The 21,321-nt window shown below is 73.1% G+C and carries 14 protein-coding genes and 1 pseudogene; 8 read left to right on the top strand and 7 right to left on the bottom strand.

The window, feature by feature from the left end; translation table 11 throughout:
* Positions 1–38: 38 nt before the first annotated feature.
* The 4 genes and pseudogenes from OHA34_RS28290 to OHA34_RS28275 form a co-directional block, all read right to left on the bottom strand.
* Positions 39–1,436: a serine hydrolase domain-containing protein gene (locus OHA34_RS28290; protein WP_329519423.1), complete on the bottom strand. Its 1,398-nt coding sequence runs from the start codon at positions 1,434–1,436 to the stop codon at positions 39–41.
* A gap of 370 nt (positions 1,437–1,806) precedes the next feature.
* Positions 1,807–2,715: pseudogene (locus OHA34_RS28285) on the bottom strand (RNA polymerase sigma factor); the annotation flags it as partial.
* Positions 2,716–2,882: 167 nt separating this feature from the next.
* Positions 2,883–3,398: a flavoprotein gene (locus OHA34_RS28280; protein ID WP_329519422.1), complete on the bottom strand. Its 516-nt coding sequence runs from the start codon at positions 3,396–3,398 to the stop codon at positions 2,883–2,885.
* 176 nt (positions 3,399–3,574) lie between these two features.
* Complete coding sequence (locus OHA34_RS28275) at positions 3,575–6,946, bottom strand: pyruvate carboxylase (protein ID WP_329519421.1); 3,372 nt, start codon at positions 6,944–6,946, stop codon at positions 3,575–3,577.
* 312 nt (positions 6,947–7,258) lie between these two features.
* Here OHA34_RS28275 and OHA34_RS28270 point away from each other — a divergent pair, with 312 nt between their 5' ends.
* The 5 genes from OHA34_RS28270 to OHA34_RS28250 all read left to right on the top strand — a co-directional run bounded on the left by OHA34_RS28270 (position 7,259) and on the right by OHA34_RS28250 (position 15,555).
* Entirely contained in the window at positions 7,259–9,172 is a 1,914-nt protein-coding gene (locus tag OHA34_RS28270; protein ID WP_329519420.1) for a serine/threonine-protein kinase, read from the top strand.
* Between the two features lie 52 nt (positions 9,173–9,224).
* Positions 9,225–12,692, top strand: coding sequence for an AAA family ATPase (locus tag OHA34_RS28265; protein ID WP_329519419.1), 3,468 nt, complete (start codon positions 9,225–9,227; stop codon positions 12,690–12,692).
* A gap of 630 nt (positions 12,693–13,322) precedes the next feature.
* Positions 13,323–14,246 carry a MinD/ParA family ATP-binding protein gene (locus tag OHA34_RS28260; protein WP_329519418.1) on the top strand — a complete coding sequence of 308 codons (924 nt, stop codon included), beginning with the start codon at positions 13,323–13,325 and terminating at the stop codon, positions 14,244–14,246.
* A complete protein-coding gene (locus OHA34_RS28255) occupies positions 14,243–14,569 on the top strand; it encodes a hypothetical protein (RefSeq protein WP_329519417.1) in 327 nt (108 codons plus the stop codon). The genes OHA34_RS28260 and OHA34_RS28255 overlap by 4 nt, the downstream gene beginning before the upstream one ends.
* Positions 14,566–15,555, top strand: a complete 990-nt coding sequence (locus tag OHA34_RS28250; protein WP_285938404.1) for a DUF6177 family protein — start codon at positions 14,566–14,568, stop codon at positions 15,553–15,555. Before OHA34_RS28255 ends, OHA34_RS28250 begins: the two co-directional genes overlap by 4 nt.
* Here the strand turns inward: OHA34_RS28250 and OHA34_RS28245 are convergent.
* Entirely contained in the window at positions 15,519–16,199 is a 681-nt protein-coding gene (locus OHA34_RS28245; protein ID WP_285938405.1) for a DUF998 domain-containing protein, read from the bottom strand. The two genes, OHA34_RS28250 and OHA34_RS28245, sit on opposite strands and share 37 nt — an antisense overlap.
* 58 nt (positions 16,200–16,257) lie before the next feature.
* Positions 16,258–17,367 (bottom strand): hypothetical protein, encoded by a 1,110-nt coding sequence (locus OHA34_RS28240; RefSeq protein ID WP_329519416.1) that lies wholly within the window; start codon positions 17,365–17,367, stop codon positions 16,258–16,260.
* Positions 17,368–17,500: 133 nt separating this feature from the next.
* Between OHA34_RS28240 and OHA34_RS28235 the strand changes: the two genes are divergently transcribed.
* Positions 17,501–19,135 (top strand): outer membrane protein assembly factor BamB family protein, encoded by a 1,635-nt coding sequence (locus tag OHA34_RS28235; protein WP_329519415.1) that lies wholly within the window; start codon positions 17,501–17,503, stop codon positions 19,133–19,135.
* Between the two features lie 14 nt (positions 19,136–19,149).
* Here OHA34_RS28235 and OHA34_RS28230 read toward each other — a convergent pair whose 3' ends face one another.
* Positions 19,150–19,875, bottom strand: coding sequence for an ATP-binding protein (locus tag OHA34_RS28230; RefSeq protein WP_329519414.1), 726 nt, complete (start codon positions 19,873–19,875; stop codon positions 19,150–19,152).
* Positions 19,876–20,104: 229 nt separating this feature from the next.
* On the opposite strand from OHA34_RS28230, the gene OHA34_RS28225 reads away from it, so the two are divergent.
* Positions 20,105–20,947 (top strand): helix-turn-helix domain-containing protein, encoded by an 843-nt coding sequence (locus OHA34_RS28225; RefSeq protein ID WP_329519413.1) that lies wholly within the window; start codon positions 20,105–20,107, stop codon positions 20,945–20,947.
* A gap of 11 nt (positions 20,948–20,958) precedes the next feature.
* Complete coding sequence (locus OHA34_RS28220; protein WP_329519412.1) at positions 20,959–21,165, top strand: DUF397 domain-containing protein; 207 nt, start codon at positions 20,959–20,961, stop codon at positions 21,163–21,165.
* Positions 21,166–21,321 lie beyond the last annotated feature (156 nt).

Genomic DNA, 21,321 nt, shown 5'->3' with positions numbered 1-21,321 from the left:
GGCGCCTCTGACACAACGGTGTCAGAGGCGCCGCGGCGTCAGGGACGGAACGCCCGGAACTGCAACGGCAGCGGCTGGACGGGGGTCTCGCCGCCCGACTTCGTCGTGGCGCCCTCGCCGCCGCACAGCGCCTGCACCAGGTGGGCGGAGAGCGCGTTGTCGACCGGGTGCGGCATTGGCGCGCCCTCGCCGTTGAGCTGCTGGTACTTCATCAGGTTGAGGCTCACCGACACCTGGCGGCGGCCGTCGGCGCTCGACAGCGACTGCGTCCCGGCACCGAACACCGCCCCGTCGTGGCCCCAGAACCGTCCGCACGGCAGGTCGAGCGCGTAGATGCCGAGGCCGTAGTTCATCGTGACGTTGCCCTCGGCGTCCTTGACCGGCACCGTCTTCTGCATCTCGGCCAGCGACGCCTTGGAGGTCAGGCCGCCGGTCAGCAGGGTGCGGTAGAACCGGTTGAGGTCGTCCATCGTGGAGACCAGCGCGCCCGCCGTCCAGGCCCAGCTCATGTCATAGGTGCTGTAGTCGCGCGGCGGCTTCACGTGCTGGTACAGCGACTCGTACATCTTGGAGTGCGGCCCGTCGAGCCGGGCGCCCTTCGGGAAGTAGGTGTGCTTGAGCCCGGCCTTCCCGATGACCTCGCGCGCGATGTAGGTCTCGGCCTTGCCGCCGGTGGCCTTCTCCAGGAGCAGCCCGGCGATCACGTAGTTGGTGTTGGAGTAGGACCAGCGCTCGCCGGGCGTGCCGGTGCGCGGCAGCGACAGCCCCCAGTTGACGAGCTGCTCGGGCCGCAGCCTCCGGTGCCGGCCCTCGTCCAGGCTGGACGGCGACAGTTCGGCGAGCGAGGGGAACGCGATGCTCACGTAGTCGCCGATCCCGCTGGTGTGGTTCAGGACCATCCGGACGGTCACCTGCCGGCCGAGCTCCCCGGGGAACAGCTCCGGCAGGTAGGTGCCGATCGGCTCGTCGAGGCCGAGCCGTCCGCGCTCGACCTGCTGCATCACCGCGGTCGCGACGAACGACTTGGTGATGCTCCCGATGCGCTGCTCCATGCCCGGCTTCACCGGACGCCCGGAGCGCACGTCGGCGACACCGGACGCCCCGTCCCACTGCCGCTTCCCGTCGCGGACCGCCGAGACCAGGCCGTACATGCCCGCCGCGTGGGTGGCGTCGAGCGTGGCCGAGAGCTTGGCGCGGTCCATTCCGGCCGGGCTCGGCGGCGGCGAGGCCGGCAGGGCGGCGAGGCCCGGGCCCGCGGGGGCCGCCGGGACGGCGCCGACGCCCGGGACGGACGCGCCGCCCGGCATCGGCACGGTGCCCGCCCCCGGTGTGACGGGTCCGGCGGCCGACGCGGAGCCCGGCACCATCGTCACCGCCAGCACCGCCGCCATGCCCGCTCCCGCGAGCCTCAGCCGTACGAACCGACTCGTCGCCATTCCGCCTACTCTCCCGTCCATGCCGTGCCAGGAGAAGTCTTCCCGGACAATCTCCCCAGTGTCATCCCACCGCAGGAGGAGTTCCACATTCCGCCGAAGTCACCCCGGGAGAGGATGATCACAACGGGCTCGGCCGGCCAGGTGGGCGCCCCCGTTGACGTGCACGATCTGTCCCGTGATGTGCCCGGCTCCGGGCGACGCGGGGAACGCGATAGTAGCCGCGACGTCACCCGTGGTCCCGGCCCCGCCCGGTGGCCGTGCCGGCGATGAGCGCGGCCCGCCGCTCGCCGGCCGGGTGCACGGCGGACGCCCCGGCCGCCGCTGACGACCGGGGCGTCCGCACGGCTGCCGGGGCGGCCGTGGCGTCCGTTCAGCCGAGCATGTCGGCCAGGACCATGCGGCGGGACGGGTGGCGCAGCTTGTGCAGGCCCTTCGACTCGATCTGCCGGATGCGCTCGCGGGTGACCCCGTACATCCGGCCGACCTCCTCCAGCGTCTTGGGCTCGCCGCCGGCCAGGCCGAAGCGCAGCGAGATCACCCCGGCCTCGCGCTCGCTGAGGGTGTCGAGCACGCTGTCGAGCCGGTCGCGCAGCAGCGAGGCGGCGACGACGTCGGCCGGGTCGCCGGCGTCCAGGTCCTCGATCATGTCGCCCAGCTCGCCCGCGCCCTCCTCGCCGAGCGGGGTGTGCAGGGAGATCGGGTCGCGGGCGTGGCGCTGGAGCGCGCGCACCCGCTCGGGGGTCAGCTCCAGCTCGACCGCCAGCTCGGCCGGGGTGGGGTCGCGGCCGAGGTCCTGGGCCAGGCTGCGCTGCGCCCGGGTCATCCGGTTGATCACCTCGACCACGTGCACCGGGATGCGGATGGTGCGGCTCTGGTCGGCCAGCGCGCGGCTGATCGCCTGCTTGATCCACCAGACCGCATAGGTGGAGAACTTCAGGCCGCGGCGGTACTCGAACTTCTCCACCGCGCGGATCAGCCCGAGATTGCCCTCCTGGATCAGGTCGGTCAGCGGCAGGCCGCGGCCGAGGTAACGCTTGGCGAGGGAGACGACCAGCCGCAGGTTCGCCTCGACCATGTGGTCCTTGGCCCGGCGGCCGTCGGCGGCGATCCACTCCAGGTCATCCCGGTCGTCCTCGGCGAGCGCGGCCGGTGCGGCCAGGCGCTCGCGGGCGAACAGCCCGGCCTCGATCCGCTTGGCCAGGTCGACCTCCTGTTCGGCGGTCAGCAGCGGGGTCCGACCGATGCGGGAGAGGTAGTCCTTCATCGGGTCGGCGCCGGCGCTGGGGGGCGTGGCGCGGGCGTGTCTACGGTTCAGGGCGCTTCCTCTTTCTCGTCCGTCGGAGGGTGTCCGGCGCGCAACGTGGCCGTACCCCGCGGGAAGGCCGCACACACCCGTAGGAGGGGGGCGGCCTCTGAACGCCGGCGGCGCGCGGCCCGTGGCGACCTTCAGGCATCGCGGGCCGCATACCGCTCGTTCACGGCGTCGAGCACCATCCGCCAGGGAAGCCGTTTCGGCTCGCGCGGACCGTCCAGCAGGACGGTCACTCCCCACGAACGCAGCAGCGCGAGGTTCTGCTGGAATCGAGGATGCGCCATATGCGCCCGGTTGCTGTGCGGCACCACGACGGTCGGCAGCCCGAGCCCGTAACCCTCGACCAGGTACCCCAGCGCGACCGTGTCGCAGATGCCCGCACCCCACTTGTTGATGGTGTTCACGGTCGCCGGCGCGACGACGAGCGCGTCCGGCATCGGCAGCGCGTCCGGCTCGCCGGGCTGCTTGTACTCGCTGCGGACAGGGAACCCGGTCAGCCTCTCCAGACGCGGGACGTCGACGAAGCGCCGTCCGTAGGGCGTGGTCAGGACGCACACCGTCCACCCGTCCGCCTGGGCCGGCTCGACCAGTTCATGCGCGTTCTCCGACGGAAACGCACCGCAGCAGATCACATACAGGACTCGGCTCATACCGCATGGTGCGCACGAGCCCGCCGGACGAGGCAAGGCGGGCGGCTCAGCGGCTCGCGTGTCGCTGCCGCCGGGCCGGGTCCTCGGACGCGGGACCGGGCCCGGTCCCGCGTCCGAGAGCCGTCGGGGCCGTCGGGTCGCCGGGTCGCCGGGTCGCCGGGTCGTCGGGTCGTCGGTCAGGCGATGACCAGGAGCAGGTCGCCCGCCTGCACCGGGGTGGCCCCGGCGACGGCGAGGCGGGTGACGGTGCCGGCCACCGGGGCGGTGATCGCGGCCTCCATCTTCATCGCCTCGATGGTGGCGACCACGTCGCCGGCGGCGACCTCGTCGCCCTTGGCGGCGCGCAGCGTGACCGAGCCGTCGAACGGCGCGGCGACCTGGCCGGGGTCGTTCGGGTCGGCGCGCTCGACCGGCGCCACGTCGGACGCGACCGACTTGTCGCGGACGCCGAGCGTGCGGAGCTGCCCGTTGACCGTGCAGATGACCTGCCGGACGCCCGCCTCGTCGATGTCGCCGACCGCTTCGAGCCCGGCCAGCACGCGGACGCCCGGTTCGAGGTCGAACGACACCTCGTGCCCCTGCCGCAGCCCGTACAGGAACGGGCCGGTCGGGAGCACCGACAGGTCGCCGAACGACGCGCGGGCCTCCCGGTAGTCCTTGGCGGGGCCGGGGAACAGCAGGCGGTCGAGCGTGTCGCGGACGCCCGGCCCGGCGAGGGCCTTCTCCTCGTCGGCGGTGAGCTCCGCGCGGGCGGGGGTGTGCTGCCGTCCGGCGAGGGCCTTGCCGCGGAACGGCTCGGGCCAGCCGCCGGGCGGGTCGCCCAGCTCCCCGGTCAGGAACCCGGTCACGCTGTCGGGGATGTCGTACCGCTCGGGGTTCTCGGCGAAGTCGTCCGGGTCCGCGCCGGCCGCGACCAGGTGCAGCGCGAGGTCGCCGACGACCTTGCTGGACGGGGTGACCTTGACCAGGCGGCCGAGGATCCGGTCGGCGGCGGCGTAGAGCCGCTCGATCTCCTCGAAGCGGTCGCCGAGGCCGAGCGCGACGGCCTGCTGCCGCAGGTTGGACAGCTGCCCGCCGGGGATCTCGTGGTGGTACACGCGGCCGGTCGGCGCCGGGATGCCCATCTCGAACGGCGCGTACAGCGTGCGGACGGCCTCCCAGTAGGGCTCCATCGCCGTGAGCGCGTCCAGGTCGAGGCCGGTGGCGCGCCCGGTGTAGTCGGTGTGCGCGACGATCGCCTGGAGCGGCGGCTGGCTGGTCGTCCCCGACAGCGGCGCGGCGGCGCCGTCCACCGCGTCCACCCCGGCCTCGATCGCGGCGAGGTAGGTGGCGAGCTGGCCGCCCGCGGTGTCGTGGGTGTGCAGGTGGACGGGCAGGTCGAAGCGCTCGCGCAGCGCGGTGATCAGGGTGCGGGCGGCGGGGGCGCGCAGCAGCCCGGCCATGTCCTTGACGCACAGGACGTGCACGCCCGCGTCCACGAGCTGCTCGGCGAGCCGCAGGTAGTAGTCGAGCGTGTAGATCGTCTCGGCGGGCGAGGACAGGTCGCCGGTGTAGCAGAGCGTGCCCTCGACGAGCGCGTGCGTCTGGAGGCCCGCGTCGATGGCGGGACGCATCCGCTCGACGTCGTTGAGCGCGTCGAACACCCGGAAGATGTCGACGCCGGTGCGCGCCGCCTCAGCGACGAACGCGCGGGCGACCGAGTCGGGGTAGGGCGTGTAGCCGACGGTGTTGCGCCCGCGCAGCAGCATCTGGATGCACAGGTTCGGCGCGGCCTCGCGGATCGCGGCGAGCCGGTCCCACGGCGACTCGCCGAGGAAGCGCAGCGCGACGTCGTAGGTGGCGCCTCCCCACGCCTCCAGCGACAGGAGCTGCGGGGTCGTCCGCGCCAGGTGCGGCGCGGCGGTCACCAGGTCGTAGGTGCGGACGCGGGTCGCCAGCAGCGACTGGTGCGCGTCGCGGAACGTGGTGTCGGTGACGGCCAGCGCGTCCTGCGCGCGGAGTTGTTCGGCGAACGCGCGCGGCCCGAGCGCCAGCAGCCGGTCGCGGGAGCCCTCGGGGAACGGCGCGTCGGCGTCGAGCGCGGGGAGCTTGCCGGCCGGGTCGAGGTCGGTGGGCGCCTCGCCGTTCGGCCGGTTCACGGTGACGTCGGCGAGGAAGCGGACCAGCCGGGTCGCGCGGTCGCCGCTGGACCGGGCGGTGAGCAGCTCGGGATGCTCGGCGATGTAGGCGGTGGTGACGCCGCCGGCGTCGAAGTCGGGCTCGTCCAGCAGGGCCTGGAGGAAGGGGATGTTGGTGGCGACGCCGCGGATGCGGAACTCGGCGACCGCGCGCCGGGCCCGCCGCACCGCCTCCTCGAACGTCCGGCCCCGGCAGGTCAGCTTGACCAGCAGCGAGTCGAAGTGCGGGGTGACGACGGCGCCCGCGTGGGTGGTGCCGGTGTCGAGCCGCACCCCGGCGCCGCCCGGCGACCGGTAGGTGGAGATCTTGCCGGTGTCGGGACGGAACCCGTTCGCCGGGTTCTCGGTGGTGATGCGGCACTGCACGGCGAACCCGGAGACCTGCACGCTCTCCTGCGCGATGCCGAGGCCGGCGAGGGTCTCGCCGCCCGCGACGCGCAACTGGGCCTGCACCAGGTCGATGCCGGTGACCTCCTCGGTCACGGTGTGCTCGACCTGGATCCGGGGGTTCATCTCGATGAAGACGTGCCGGCCGCGGTCGTCCAGGAGGAACTCGACCGTGCCTGCGTTGACGTAGCCGATCTCGCGGGCGAACGTCACCGCGTCCTGGCAGAGCCGCTCGGCGACGGCGGGGTCGAGCCGCGGCGCGGGCGCGATCTCGACGACCTTCTGGTGCCGGCGCTGCACCGAGCAGTCGCGCTCGCGCAGGTGCACGGTGTGCCCGGCGCCGTCGGCGAGGACCTGCACCTCGATGTGCCGGGGCCGGTCGACGGCCTGCTCCAGGAACACCGTCGCGTCGCCGAAGGCGCTCTCTGCCTCGCGGCGCGCGGCGTCGACCGCGGCCTCCAGGTCCTCGCGCCGGTCGACGCGGCGCAGCCCGCGCCCGCCGCCGCCCGCGGCGGCCTTGACGAACAGCGGGAAGCCGACCTCGTCGGCGCAGGCCAGCTCGGCGCCCGGCTCCGGGGTGGCCGAGCCGAGCACCGGCAGGCCCGCGCGCCGGGCCGCCGCCACCGCCTCGATCTTGTTGCCGGCCAGGTTCAGCACGGCCGAGGACGGGCCGACGAACGTCAGCCCGTTGCGCTCGCACGCCTCGGCCAGCTCGGGGCTCTCGGACAGGAATCCGTAGCCGGGGTAGACGGCGTCGGCGCCGACGCGCAGCGCGGTCTCCACGATGCCCGCGACGTCGAGGTAGGCGCGGACCGGGTGCCCGTGCTCGCCGATCTCGTACGCCTCGTCGGCCTTCTGGCGGTGCAGGGACAGTCGGTCTTCGTAGGCGTACACCGCCACGCTGGCGATGCCGAGTTCGTAGGCGGCGCGGAACGCCCGTACGGCGATCTCACCCCGGTTGGCGACGAGTACTTTCCTGATCACGGCGTCCCCCAGGAGAGGAGTTGTGCGAGACCGATCCCGGGGGGGTGCTAGCGAAGGCGTCGGCGGATTTCCCGGGGTCGGCCCCTCGGTGAAGGTGACCGGCCGGCCCAGGACGATGACCCTGGGAACGGCTTCGAGCGTGGCCAACATAGCGGGCCGTCGATGGACGGGCTTTACCCGGCCTCGCCGAGGTCATGCATCGCCCGGCACTTCCGGCACTCCCGGGGCGAGCAGTAGGGAACGCTGCATACCCCCCGGACCGTCGTACTCGTTACGCTACTCGGGCAAGATCGCCGATTCCGGGGGGACTTCGTGAGTGTCGGGCACCCATCGCCGGGACCCGCAGAACGGTCATCGGCCGACGACGACCCGCAGGTCATCGGCGAGCACCGCCTGGTGGGACGTCTCGGCGCGGGCGGCATGGGCGCGGTCTACCTGGGCGAGGACCCGGCCGGACGGCAGGTCGCGATCAAGGTCATCCGGCGCGAGCTGGCGCTCGACGACTCCTTCCGCGCCCGCTTCGCCGGCGAGGTCGCCAACGCCCGCCGCGTCGCCTCGTTCTGCACCGCGCGGGTCCTCGGCCACGGCGAGGACGACGGCCGCCCCTACATGGTCACCGAGTACATCGACGGCGTCTCGCTCGGCGACCTGGTCGAGCGGGACGGGGCGCTGGACCAGGCCCGGGTGCGGGGCCTGGCCATCGGCATCGCCACCGCGCTCACCGCGATCCACGCCGTCCGGCTGGTGCACCGCGACCTCAAGCCCGGCAACGTGCTGCTGTCGGCCACCGGCCCGCGCGTCATCGACTTCGGCATCGCCCGCGCGCTCGACTCCCCCGAGAAGCACACCCAGACCGGGTTCATCGTCGGCAGCCCCGGCTGGATCGCTCCTGAGCAGGTCTTCGAGGGCACCGTCGACACCGCCGCCGACGTGTTCGCCTGGGGCACCCTGGTCGCCTACGCCGCGACCGGCGCCCACCCCTTCGGCACCGGCACCATGATGGTGCTCGCCTCCCGCGCGCAGCAGCGCAAGCACGACCTGGACAAGGTCCCGGACGACCTGCGGCCCCTCGTCCACTCCGCGCTCACCCCCTCGCCCGCCGCCCGGCCGAGCGCCGAGGAGCTGCTCGTCGCGCTCGTCGGCGCCGAGGACCCCGAGCACACCGCCAGCCGGATCATCACCAACGAGTGGGCCCCCGTCCCGGCCGCAGCGTCCCCGGCTTCAGCGGCGTCCCCGGCCTCGACCCAGCCGCCGGAGGCGTCGCCGGCCACGCATCCGCCGCCCCCGCGGTCCGCCTCCCAGACGCCGGCGCCCGCGCCCGCGTCCTTGGTCGCGCCGCCGCCACCGGCACCACCGCCGTCGGCCCCGGCGACGACCGCGCCGCCCTCGCTGTCACCGCCGTTCCCGGCCCCGCCGCCGGGACGGTCCCGGCACGCGCCGCCCGCGGGCGCCCACCTGGCCGGGCCGCACACCGCGCCCGTCCTCCCCGGGACGAGGAGCGGGCGGCAGCGGAAGAGGTACACGCTGCCGGTCATAATCGTCGTGGGCGTCGCCGCCACAGCCGGCATAGCCCAGATCACGGCGCTGGTCATGGGGGGGTTCCTCGACGCCGCCGACAAGGCCGACCAGCCCCGGGAGCCTCGGGCGCTCAGCAGCCTGCCCGACCCGTGCAAGCTGCTGGGGTCCGCGGAACAGGCCCGGATCGTCCCCAAGGCGAAGTCCCGCGCCGGGAAGAAGGCGGGCGACGGCATCTTCCCGGGGAAGCAGACCGCTTACTGCCTCTGGACGTCCCCCGCGCGGAACGCCAAGGGGCAGCCGACGGCGCGGAAGCTGACCCTGCGGCTGACCCTCGTCGACAAGGCCGCCGCCGGGAAGGAGCTCAAGGCGGGCAGCAGGCGCCTGACCGCGCGCGTCCGCGAGTCGTCCGGCGCCGGCGCCGTCGGCGCGATGGACGAGATCGGCAGCCTCCCCCGGAGCGGCTTCGGCACCGGCAAGGGCTCGGCCTCGACCGCCACCATGGCCGGGCGGCACGGCAACGTCCTCATCGAGGTCGGCTACAAGAACCCGTCCGTCAAGCCCGTCAAGGCCGGCGACCCGCTGCTCGGCCCCCCGTACTCCCCCGAGGACCAGCGCGCTCCCTCGGTCGCCTGGCGAGTGGTGAACATCGCGGCGAAGGGCCTGGAGGGTTGCGACCCCTGCCACCCCGACCCGGCCTCCTCGCCCTGACCGACGCTCTAGGCTGTTCCGCGCCGATTGATGCGTTTACGAGGGGATCGCGGTGCGTCTGCCGGAGCATCTGGAATTACTGGTCACCGATGAGCCGGTCCTGGACCTGTACTCGTACGGCCCCTGGCGGGTGCCGGACGGGCTGTTCGAGGAGATCCGCGCGCGCCTCGACAAGCTCGTGTCCGACCCGCGCTTCAGCGACCTCACCACCGACGAGCACTCGCTGCTCACCGCGCCCGCGCCACTGGTCGTCGCCGACCTGCTCCTGACCGTCGACTTCCTGTCCGGATCGGCGGCCATCAACTCCGGCACCCACGCCCGGCTCCAGCACCTGATCTTCGGCCGCTACCACCGCGAGCCGCGCGACCCGCTGCGCGCCCGCACCGACTGGGGCGTCACCGGCGGCGGCTTCCGCCCGCTGGAATGGCTGGAGGACATCCCCGACAAGGACCTCGCCCTCACCCTCGCCCGCGAGTCCCTCGACGTGCTCGAGGGGCTGGAGCCGCTCGAGGCGCGGCGCGCCGCGCTGGCGCGGCTGTACGACGACCCGCCGCCCGAGCTGGAGATCAAGGCGACGCAGGAGGACCGCGACCGCTGGGCCGCGCACGCCCCCGACGACGTCCTCGCGGCGCTGCCCGAGCTGGCCGGGCCGATCGGCTACCTCGACTGGGTGTGCTCGGGGCTGCTGCCCGTGCACGAGCACCTGCTGGAGGTCGCGCCGCACGACGAGCCCGTCCTCGATCTGCTCGTCAACCTGCTGCTCCAGGGCGGGCTCGACCAGGTCCCCGCCGAGCTGTCGGTCGCGCTGGACCAGGACCGCTACGGCGAACTGCTCGAACGGTTCGCCGCCCGGCGGGACGGGTTCGAGGCGCAGCCGTGGTTCGTCAAGGCCCGCGCCTGGCTGTCGCGCGCCCTCGGCGCCGGCGCCGCCGACGCCTGCCGCGCGTGGCTCGACATGTCGATGCGCTTCACCGGGACGGTGCAGGGCCTCCCCGGCGAGCCCCGCGTCCCCGAGCCGGAGTGGATCCCGGTCGGCGAGTTCCAGGCCGACCTGCGCCGGCTGTGCACCCCGCGGCGGCGCGTCGTCAACCCCCTCGCCGCCGACATGGGCAAGGCCCCGCAGCCGCGCACCCGCCGCCGGCGCGCCCCCGAGGCCGGCTCCGAGCTGGTCGGGCAGCCCGACGTCGTCGCCGCGCTCGCCGAGATCCCCGACGGCACCAAGCCCGTCCGGCTGCTGCTGGTCGGGCCGGACGGCACCGGCAAGCGGGACGCCGCGCAGGAGATCGCCCGGCTGCTCCAGGAGCGGCTGATCACCGCGCCGCCGCTGTGGCTGGCCGACGACTTCTTCGCCGGGAAGGAGGTGTCGGCCGCGACCACCCACCTGTACAACGACGCTCGCGAGTCCGCCGGGGCCCGGCTGATGGTCATCGACGGGCTCGACGACATGTCGCAGGACCCGCGCAGCGGCGAGGCCATCGTCGAGGAGCTGCACCGCGCCCTGGACGTCCACGAGGACCTGCACGTCGTCGCGCTGTGCGAGCCCGGCGGCGACGAGCGGATCCGCGAGATCAACCCCGGCCTCGCGCTCCGCTTCACCGTGGTGCGCACGCACGGTTTCACCGCCGACGGCTACGCCGAGCTGTTCGACCGCGCCCTGCACCAGCGCGGCGCCCGCGCGCACAAGCGCGCCCTCGCCGCCGCGGGCGAGCTGCTCGTCCGCACCCCGCCCGTCCGCAACCTGCGGAACGCGCGGCTCGCGCACCGCCTCGCCGACGTCGTGGTGGCGGACGTCCGCGAACGCACCGAGCCCGGCGCCGAGCTGGTCGTCAAGCGCGCCGACGTGCCCGGCGCCTTCGACACCGCCGGGAACGCCGGCGACCCGATGGCCGAGCTCGCCGCGCTCACCGGGCTGCGCAGCGTCAAGCAGGAGATCGAGCTCCTCATCGCCGGCACCCGCGCCGCCGGGCTGCGCCGCGACGCCGGGCTGCCCGCCGCCACCCCGTCCCGCCACATGGTGTTCACCGGCAACCCGGGCACCGGCAAGACCGAGGTGGCGCGGCTGCTCGCCCGCATCTACAAGGACCTCGGCGTGCTGTCGTCCGGGCACCTGGTCGAGGCGTCCCGCGCGCAGCTCGTCGGCCAGTACATCGGGGAGACCTCCGTCAAGGCCCGCGCCGTGGTGCAGCGCGCCGTCGGCGGCGTGCTGTTCATCGACGAGGCGTACTCCCTCACCCACTCCGAGCTGAGCGAGGACTACGGCCCCGAGGCCATCGCCGAGCTGGTCAAGATGATGGAGGACCACCGCGAGGACCTGGTGGTGATCGTCGCCGGATACGAGCGCGAGATGCAGCGCTTCATCGCCTCCGACCCCGGCCTGGCCTCCCGGTTCCCCACCACCGTGCGGTTCCCCGACTTCACCGACGACGAGCTCCTGACCATCTTCGACGGCCAGGCCGCGCGCGTCGGGCTGGCCCCGGACCCGGCCGCCCGCGACAAGATCACCGGGCTGCTCCGGCGGGCCCCGCGCGGCCGGTCCTTCGGCAACGCCCGGCTCATGCGCAACCTGTGCGAACGCGCCATCGCCCTCCAGGCCCGCCGCATCACCAGCAAGAAGAAGACCACCCCCGGCGAGCTGACCGCGCTGCTCCCGGACGACGTCCCCGACACCCTCAGCGGCGTCACCCGCGCCGTCCCCGTCACCGACCCGCTCACCACGCTGGACGGGCTGATCGGGCTGCGCGAGGTCAAGCAGGAGGTACACCGCCTGGTCGCCGAGGCGCGCGGCACCGAACTGCGCCGCGCCGCCGGGCAGCCCGTCACCGCCCCCACCCGGCACATGGTGTTCACCGGCAACCCCGGCACCGCCAAGACCACCGTCGCCCGGCTCATCGCCGCCGTGTACGCCCAGCTCGGACTGCTGTCGTCCGGCCACCTGGTCGAGGTCGACCGCGCCGCCCTCGTCGGCCCCTACCTCGGGCAGACCGCGCCCAAGGTCCAGGCCGCCGTCGAGCAGGCCCTCGGCGGCGTGCTGTTCATCGACGAGGCGTACGCCCTCACCGGCGACGCCTACGGTCAGGAGGCCGTCGCCGCGCTCGCCCGGCTGATGGAGGAGTACCGCGGCGACCTGCTGGTCATCGCCGCCGGCTACGAGCGCGAGATGGCCGGTTTCCTCACCGCCAACTCCGGCCTGGAGTCGCGGTTCGCCAAGCGGCTGGCCTTCCCCGACTACGCCGACGGCGAGCTCGTCGCGATCTTCGCGCACCTCGCCGCCGCCGACGGGTTCACCCTCGCCCCCGACCTCACCGGCGCCCTGCGCGCCCTCCTGGCCACCGCCCCCCGCGGCGCCTCGTTCGGCAACGGCCGGCTGATGCGCAACCTCCTCGACGCCGCCATCGCCGCCCAGGCCCAGCGCCTCACCTCGGGCGACCGTCCGGCGAACGACGAGGTCGTCACCCTCCGCGCCGCCGACCTCCCGTCCACCGCACCCGGCACCGCCGACCGCCACGGCTTCTACCTGTGAACCGCGCCGGAGCAGCCCTTCACGGGGTCCCTGACGACCCCTGACGCCACCGGTGCGGACGGGCGCGAAGCGGTGCTCTCCCCTTGTCTAGACTCGTGCCATCACATCCGCCGACGAGGCCCTGAAAGGTGATCGGTGACCGTTCGGGACTGGCAGCACACCGTGCTGCACCACCTCGGTGCCACGGAGACCGGACTCGTCCCGCCCACCGCCCGGCCGGCGCCGAGCCCCCCGCCCGTCCGGCGTCCGGACCCCTCCCGCGTCGGCACGATGATCTTCCCCCCGGCGCCGTCCCCGGTCGAAGCGGCACCACCGGCGTGGAACGGCACACAGCACACGCACAACGTGACACCCCAGATGCAGGGCGCCGCGCCCCGAACGCCACCCCGGAGCGCTCCTCCTCAGCCGCCCCACACACCACCACCTGCCCGAGCCCCGGCACCCCAGTCGCCGCCCCCGGCGCCCCACGCGCCCGGGCCAGCCCCACAGACGCAGCGAGCCGCACCACAGCTCGCAGCGCCGCCAGTATCGGGGGGAGGCGGGACGGCACCTCGAGTGCCGCCTTCCTGGGGCGGGACGGCGCCGGGGATCGCGTCGCCGCCGGTGCGGAGCCCAGGGGCCGAGGCACCTGTGGTCCCACCGGCTGAGGCGTGGGCGCAGGGGCAGGACCTCGTCCGCCGCAATCCGCACGGTGATCCGATGCTGCGGCGGCTGGGACGCGGGATGCGGAAGGGGATCGGGGCCTCCGCGGCGGGCCAGGCCAGGGAGCTGGCGCGGCTCACGGCGCAGCTCGGCGCGCCCGTGCCGTCCTGCCGCCGGATCGTGGTCACCAGCGTGCGGGGCGGCGCGGGGAAGTCGACGATCGCGGCGCTCGTCGCGGGCGTCATCCGGCGGCACCGCGACGACCGGGTGATCGCGATCGACGCCGACCCCGGACTGGGCTCGCTGCCGCTCCGGCTGGACGTGCGGGGGGCGCGCTCGCTCCGCGACCTGGCCGCGGCGCGCCCGCAGAGCTGGGACGAGACGGCCGCGTTCCTCACCCGTACCGAGGAGGGCCTGTGGGTGCTGCCCGCGCATTCCGAGCGGAAGCTCGGCGGTGATCTGGACGATGAGATCTTCCGGGCCGGCGCGGGCAGGCTGGGCCGCTACTTCTCCACCTCGGTGATCGACTGCGGCGCCGGGCTGGTGTCGGGGTTGCAGCGCGGCGTCCTGTCCGGCGCCCACGCGCAGGTGTTCGTCGCGCCCGGCACCACGGACGGGGCGGCGAGCGCGCGGGCGGCGCTGGGGTGGTTCGCGCAGAACGGCCACGGGCCGCTGCTGTCGCGCACGGTCATCGCGCTCGTGGCGCACACCCCGAGTCCGGGCGCCGAGCTGGAACGGGCCGCGGAGGAGCTGAGCGCCGCGGGCCTGCTGGTCGTGCACATCCCCTACGACCGGCATCTCGCCGCCGGGATCGCGATCACCCCCGAACGGGTCGGCGGGGCGGCCCGCGACGCCGCGACGCTGATCGCGGCCGAGGCGTTCGCCCGTTCCCTCTCGGGAGGCGCGACGTGAGCAGGGAACTGGTGGTGCTGACCCGGGAACGTCCCGACCTGGCCGTCCTGCCCGATCTGGTCGGCGACAGGGGCCTGAGCGTGGGCGGGGCGTACGTGTTCGACGCCGGCGACCGGTTGCTCGTGCGCGTGCGCGAACCGATCCTGGTGATGGTCCCCGGCGAAGTCGAACGGCTCCTGGACACCGATGTCGAAGCGCCGGTGTGGTGGACGGACGTACGGGCGGCGGCCGACCTCGCAGAGGCGCGGATGGTCGCGCGGCACTGCGCGGAACAGCTCGCGTCCCGCCACGACGGCACGGTTTGGAGCGAGAGCAGCTCGTGACGGAACGGACCGGGCAGCCCACCGCGGGCGGGGCCGACGCGCTGACCGAACGCGCCATGGTCGTCCTGCTGGAACGGCCCGTCGTGGCCCTGAACGCCGACCTGGCCGAGATGCTCGCCGAGTGCGAACGCTCTGGGCGCGTCCTTCAAATCGTCACGCCGCCCGGCAGCCGCTTGACCCTTCCGCTGCACAGGGTCGTCACGGGAACCGAGGCCCGGTGGGTCGTCTGCGACGGCGACGCGTACTACGAGGGCGCGACCGGACGGCCGCTGTACTGGGACGGCTCGTCCTTCGCCCTCGTCCCCGACGCGCTCGACTACGCGCCGGGCTTCATCGCGCGTCCGACCGCGCCGACCGGCGCACAGGTCGCGCTGACGTTCCAGGTGCGGCACCCATCGGACGGGACGCTCGGCGGACAGGTGGAACGGCTGATGGTGATGCTGACCGGCCGTCCGCCGATCGGCTGGGGCGCCACCGAACCCCTCGAACACCGCTGGGAACCGGCCGCCCTCACCGCGTCCGCCCGCGACGCGGTGCGGCGCGGCGGCATCGCCAAGCTGATCGCGATCGGCGCCGGCCCGCGTACCGCCATCGCGACACTGGAGTTCTCCGCGTTCGCGCCGCCCGCGACCGGGATCGCGGAGATGTCGGTACTGACGGTCGGTTACGCGCCGGACGATCCACCGCCGGTCGCGGACCTCCCGGCGCTGGTGGACCGGCTCGCCGCCGAACACCACCTCGGCGCCCTGCTCGCCCAGCTCACCCCGGGCAGCGCGGACCTGACCACCGAACCGCGCTGGACGGGTTCGCCCGCGCCCATCGGCCTGGCCGCCGCGGGCGCGCTCACCGGTCCCCCCGGCTTCACCAGGCAGCGCATCGGACCGGAGCACGCGCCGATGACCTGGTTCGGCCTGGGCGACGGCCGTTCGCCCGAGTACTGGCGGCGGCATCAGGAACTGCTCCGCCACCTTCGCTCGACGTCCTGACCCAGAAGGCGGACGGCGAGCAGCGTCTGCCACGTCCAGCCGATGGTGAGGGCGACGCGCTGGAGCAACCCGCCCACGTCCGCCAGTCCGGCGTCCTGCCCGTACGCCCGGGACGCCAGCACCATCGTCCCCGCGAAGAGCACCCCGCTCGCGACCGAGTAGAGCGCCCACCCTCGCGCGCCCGCGCGAGCGAACATCCGTGCGAACACCAGGCACGCTGCGGTGAGCGCCACGAAACCGGCGAACGAGAAGAGGTCGTGGAGAACACCGTGTACGGAGGCGTCCACGACCCGGTCGGGCGTGCCGGACGGGTAGCCGCCCACCGGGTCGGTCACGAAGGTCCCGGCGCAGAGCAGCCCGACCCCCCACGCGCCGACCAGCAGCGGCCCCCGGACCGACGCACCGGCCGCCCGCTCCCCGGACGCGCGGCGCAGACCGGTCGCGAACGCCAGCGTGAGCAGCCCCGCGGCGAGGAAGGCGGCGCCCTGCGTCCAGCCCGCGTCACCGAGCGCCAGCGAGCTGACCGGATGGCGCAGCGGACGGTAGTGCGCACGGGTGACGCCCTCGACGAGGTAGGTGACGGTGAACAGCGGTCCGGCGAGGGCACCGCAGAGCAGCGGCAGCCGGACGGATGGATCAGCCATAGGTGTCAACATAGGTTGACATCACCAGCGCGTCAACCAACATTGACACCCCACCATCTCAGCCCGAACGCGTCCGGATCTCGTTGACCAGCTTCTGCATCGTCCTCTTCTGGTCAGGCGGACCCGTGAGCACCACGGCGACACCGCTGTCGGGCCGCCGGCCGCCGTCCCCGAAGACGTGGCTCATCGCGACCCGCAGGATGCGCCCGCCCTCGTCGTCGGTGCCCTCGACCTCCGCGTACATCGTCGTCGCGTCGGTCCGGCGCCAATCGCCGGACTCGAGGGCGAGCTCCTCGCGCAGCGCGGCGCGCTCGTCGTTCCGGCACGGCTTCGGGCACTCCTGCACCGCGACCAGCCCGCCCGCCCCGCCGAGGTCATCGTCGTCGGCGCACACCCAGCGGCTGACGAACGGCGCCTCGTCGCTGACCATGCACCCCCACGTGCCCGGCGCGTCGAAGACGAACGGCAGGCCCTCCGGCTTCATCCGGTAGGTGTCCTCGTCCTTCCCGAACGTGGGACCCGCGACCGGACCCGGCGGCCCGTCCTTCCCCTTCTGACGCGGCGGCGTCCTCCGCGGCGAGGACGGAAGCGGCGCGGGCACGGTGGGTTCGGCCGCCTGGCCGCTCCCGGTCTCGCTCCTGCGCAGGCCCGGCCCGCTGAGTGAGAAGGCCGCCCACACCACCAGCAGCAGCAGCACCGACACCACGACCACCGCCAGCCCCACCACGAGCGCCCCGCGCCGCGCGGGCCGACGCCCCGCGGACGCGTCCGGAACCGGATCCGGTAGCGCCCACCCCTTGTCCGGAACGTCCGCCCAGTGCGGAGCGAAAGCGGGCCCGCCGCCGTCACCCGAGGTCAGCGCGACGGCGTCGAGCAGCGCCACGGCGTCCTCGAGAGCGCCGCCGGCCACCGCCGCCCAGGCCACCGGGTCACGCGGCCCCGCCGACGGCACCCTCCCGCGTCGCGCGAGCGCCCCCACCGCCGCCTCGAACCGGTCCCGCGCCGCCGAGTCGTCCGCGGCGGCCGGATGCAGGACGACGACCTGCGCCTCCGCACCGTTCCCATCGGCGCCTGCGAGAACGAGTCCCGCGTCGTGCTCGGACAGCCGGGCGCGCAGCCGGAACGGTCCGAGAACCTCCGGATCCCGAGGCCGCAATGGGTCGTTCACCGACGACATCACCCTCCCTACGATCGCCCGTCCAGAAAATAGACGTCCGCGATCGGTCACCGGTTCGAGAGTGCCATTCGTCCGCGAATGCGTTTCGGTACGCTCACCCGATCCGTGCCGACCGGAAGGAACCATGAAGCGTCCGACGACGTCCCTTCTGGCCGCCCTGACGAGCGCGTTCCTCCTCGTCTCCTGCACCGCGCCCGCCGAGGACGAGGTCGGCCCGGCCGTGCGCGCCGTCCGCACCACGGCCGGATCGGGCGTCCCGCCGCTGTCCGAAACCGGCCCCGCCCCCGGTGGCCTCCAGACGGCCTGGCGGCTCGGCGGCGACCGCGGCCACAGCGTCGTGGACGGCCAGCTCGTCATCGCGAAGCCCGAAGGCATCGAGGTCCGCGACGTCAGAACGGGCAAGGTCCGCTGGCACTACGCCGAAATCCGCCGCCATCTCATCGCGTCCACGGTCACCGGCGGCGCGATCCTGGTCGCGACCGGCTCCCGGAAGGTCATCCCGGACCGGTGGGTCAGCCTGGACGCCGCCACCGGGAAGGTCAACTGGACCAAGGCGAGTCAGGGCTTCACCTTCCCGTCCGGAATGCAGACCCGAGCCGCCGCCGCGGCCGGCGTCGTGCCCGCGCTGAACGGCTTCAACGCCAGAATTCTGAAGGCGATCGACCTCCGCACCGGACACGTCCGCTGGGCGACCGGCAAGCTCGCCGCATCGGGCTGCGTCATCGACACGCTCGACACTGCCGTCAGGACGGTGCACGGCGACGACAGCCTCTTCCTCGTCCCGGTCGGCTGCGGCTCGAAGCGATGGACCATCGCCGTCGACCCCGCCACCGGCGCCGAACGCTGGCGCCACGCCGGCTCCACCGACGACGCCGCCGAGGCGACCGTCCACAACGGCGTCACCCAGCTCACGACCGACTCCGAGTCCCTGCTCCTGGACGCCAACGGCCGCGAACTGCTCCGCGACGGCAGCACCTGCCAGGGCGAATGCGCCTTCTACGCCGCCCCCGACCGCGTCTTCATCTCCAGGGACCGCCTCCTGGCCATCGACCGCCGCACCGGCAAGCAGCACAGTCTCCCCCTCGGCCCGTACTCGCTCCTCACCATGACCGGCGACCGCCTCTACGGCCTCCGCGACACCATCGCGCCCGGCCTCCTCGCCCCCGGGCTCGACACCATCGACCCCACCACCGGCGACGCCACCACCATGCCCATGCCCCTGGCCGTGGGCCACCACCGCTTCGGCTCCACCGCCCCCGCGGCACTGCGGGTCGCCGGCGGCCGAGCCATCCTCACCGTCCGGGACACCGCGGACATGAACTGGTCCACCTCGTCGTCCGCCCCGCTCCCTCGCGCCCACGGCCCCGCCGAACTCGGCGGCGTCCCCGTCGCCGACTGGCCGGACGCCTGCAAGATCGCCCCCGGCGTCCACCCGCCCCGGTACCTGGACGACGAGTCCGAGGACGCGCACATCGGCCCGGTCAAACTGACCAACGTCACATGCAACTTGGACGTCCCGTCCGGCACCTCACCGGTCACGGTCACCGTCGCCTGGGTAGCCCGCACCCCCGAGCTGGCCAAGGCGTACCTCCCCACCGCCCCGCTCCCCGAGAACACCGAAAGCGTCCACCTGGGCGACGACGCCTTCCGCACCAAGGACGGCATCATCATGCGCTCAGGCCGCTACATCTTCCGCCTCACCGGAACCGACACCACAGCCCTGGCCCGCAAAATCAACCAAGCCCACTCCACCCCCTGACCCGACTGCCAGTGTCATCCACCCGCACCAAGGTCCGCGCAATGCCGAACGACCCGCTCAACAACCTCGATCCCGTCGCACAACGCGTGCCGAGCCACACCGCCTCCGGGAACGCAGTATGAGATCCCCCTCTCCCCCACCCACACATTCACCGCCCCCTGCACGCAGATGACCGCCATCCCGTGCCCCAGAGAACACCGGACCTCCCCCACCCCGCGCGCCTCCAGCAGGGCGTAGAGCTCCCAGGCCACCTGCCGTACAGGCCGAGACTCCGTACTCACCACTCCGGACACCGGCACAGATACGAACACCGCCTTCCCAGGTGCCGACGCCCCCAGCCTCGAACGCGTCCGGTGCATCCCCCAGGCGCCGCCATGCTCGACGGCCAGCGCATCGACGACTTCGAACCCGCGCCCGCCCTCCGACTCCGTCCCGGGCCGCAACGGCCCGTACCGGATCGGCCCTCGCCACGGAGCGGTGTCGAACACCTTCACCACGAGCTCGGACCGCGCCCTCCGCACGTAGATCCACATCTCCGCCGGCCCGGCCTCCTGCGGACCCGCATGCACGAACGCGTTGGTGGCGATCTCCGAGACCGCGACCGCCAAGTCATAGGCGAGCCCGTCCGGCATCCCCAGCCCACCGGCGACCTGCCGGACCACTGTCCGCGCGAACCCCGCGCAGGTCCCGTCGCCGGGCAGAGCCCAAACGGCGCACCCTCCGGCCAGGATCAACGTCACCGGACCGCCCATGGCCTACCTCCCGAACTCTCGTCCCGCTCAGCGCCCACCCGATGGACAGCAGAGAGGAAGAGCACCGTTAGTGACTGCACATCAACGGATCGTCAATGCACATGCGCATCACGATGACCCGTTTTTCACGATCGATTCCTGCACATGAGCACATTGCCTTGGCCGCATCCGGTCACGGACAGGCATGGCCGGCGACACTGCGTGCACGCTTGGCGCCATGAACATCGCTCACCACAGCCCGACCGTGCGCGGGCGGCGCCTTGCCCGAGAGCTCCGCGTCGTCCGTGAGAACTCCGGCATGTCCGCAGAGCGAGCAGCCGCGGCGCTCGGCTGGTCCCGCCACAAGGTCAACCGCATCGAGACCGCCAGAACTCGGCCGAGCGTCAAGGACGTCGAGAACGCCGTCGACCTCTACGGGGCCAGCGCTTCAGTGCGCACGGCCCTGGTCCAACTCGCCAGAGAAGCTGCACAGCGCGGCTGGTGGGCCGCCTTCAGCGATGTGCTCGGCAGTTCCTATGTAGGGCTTGAGGACGAGGCGACCACGATCCGAAGCCGCCAGGTCCAGACCGTGCCCGGCCTCCTCCAGACGCCCGACTACGCACGAGCTCTCATCCAAACCGCGATCCCCTATGACCACGCCGGCGCCGAACGACGCGTTCAAGCTCGTTTGGCCCGGCAGGCGCTCTTGACCAGGTCCGTGCCACCGTCGCTCGCTGCCGTCGTGGACGAAGCCGTACTGCGACGACTGGTCGGCACCCCACAGATCATGCACGACCAGCTCCGCGCGCTCCTTCCACAGGCCGCTCGTCCCACCGTGAAGATGCGCGTACTTCCGTTCACCCGAGGCACGATCGGAGTCGAAGGCTCCTTCGTGGTCCTGGGCTTCGCAGATGAGCTCGACCCTGACGTCGGCTACGTCGAGAGCATCGGAGGCAGCCTCTTCCTCGAAAGCGCGACCCAAGTAGCCCGCTGTAACCTGACATTTGAGCGCATCTGGGATGCCGCTCTCCCCGAGGAGGCATCGGCGGACCTCATCACCGCCCTCATGAAGGAGCTGTAATTTCCAAGCCAATGACCCCCACCGACCTGTCCCACGCCACATGGCGCAAAAGCAGCTACAGCCAGCCCCTCAACGATGACTGCGTCGAACTGGCCGCAGTCTCAGACCATGTCGCCGTACGCGACTCAAAGGCCCCCAACGCCGGCACCCTCGTCTTCTCCCACCAAGCCTGGGCCGTCTTCATTACGCACATCAAACAGAACAACGAGGACGCATAACTACATCTCGCGCTGGAACAACCCTGAGCCCTTCAGCAGAGCCACTCTTGACGTCGCTCTGCCCCACCAGAACCCCTCATCAGACATCGCCTGATTCCCAAGCCAGACCACTCAACGCGCGGCCTCACATCGCCCACCATCCAACCTGCCGCAAAT

This window comes from Spirillospora sp. NBC_01491 (assembly GCF_036227065.1).
In the GTDB taxonomy this organism is placed as follows: domain Bacteria; phylum Actinomycetota; class Actinomycetes; order Streptosporangiales; family Streptosporangiaceae; genus Spirillospora; species Spirillospora xylanilytica.
Note: the sequence above shows the minus strand (reverse complement) of the source record. Positions and strands in the feature narration are given on the sequence as shown.

Coding starts and splice junctions, on each gene's coding strand:
- OHA34_RS28290 (WP_329519423.1), bottom strand. CDS start 1,436: ATGGCGACGAGTCGGTTCGTACGGCTGAGGCTCGCGGGAGCGGGCATG.
- OHA34_RS28280 (WP_329519422.1), bottom strand. CDS start 3,398: ATGAGCCGAGTCCTGTATGTGATCTGCTGCGGTGCGTTTCCGTCGGAG.
- OHA34_RS28245 (WP_285938405.1), bottom strand. CDS start 16,199: ATGGCTGATCCATCCGTCCGGCTGCCGCTGCTCTGCGGTGCCCTCGCC.
- OHA34_RS28235 (WP_329519415.1), top strand. CDS start 17,501: ATGAAGCGTCCGACGACGTCCCTTCTGGCCGCCCTGACGAGCGCGTTC.
- OHA34_RS28225 (WP_329519413.1), top strand. CDS start 20,105: ATGAACATCGCTCACCACAGCCCGACCGTGCGCGGGCGGCGCCTTGCC.
- OHA34_RS28220 (WP_329519412.1), top strand. CDS start 20,959: ATGACCCCCACCGACCTGTCCCACGCCACATGGCGCAAAAGCAGCTAC.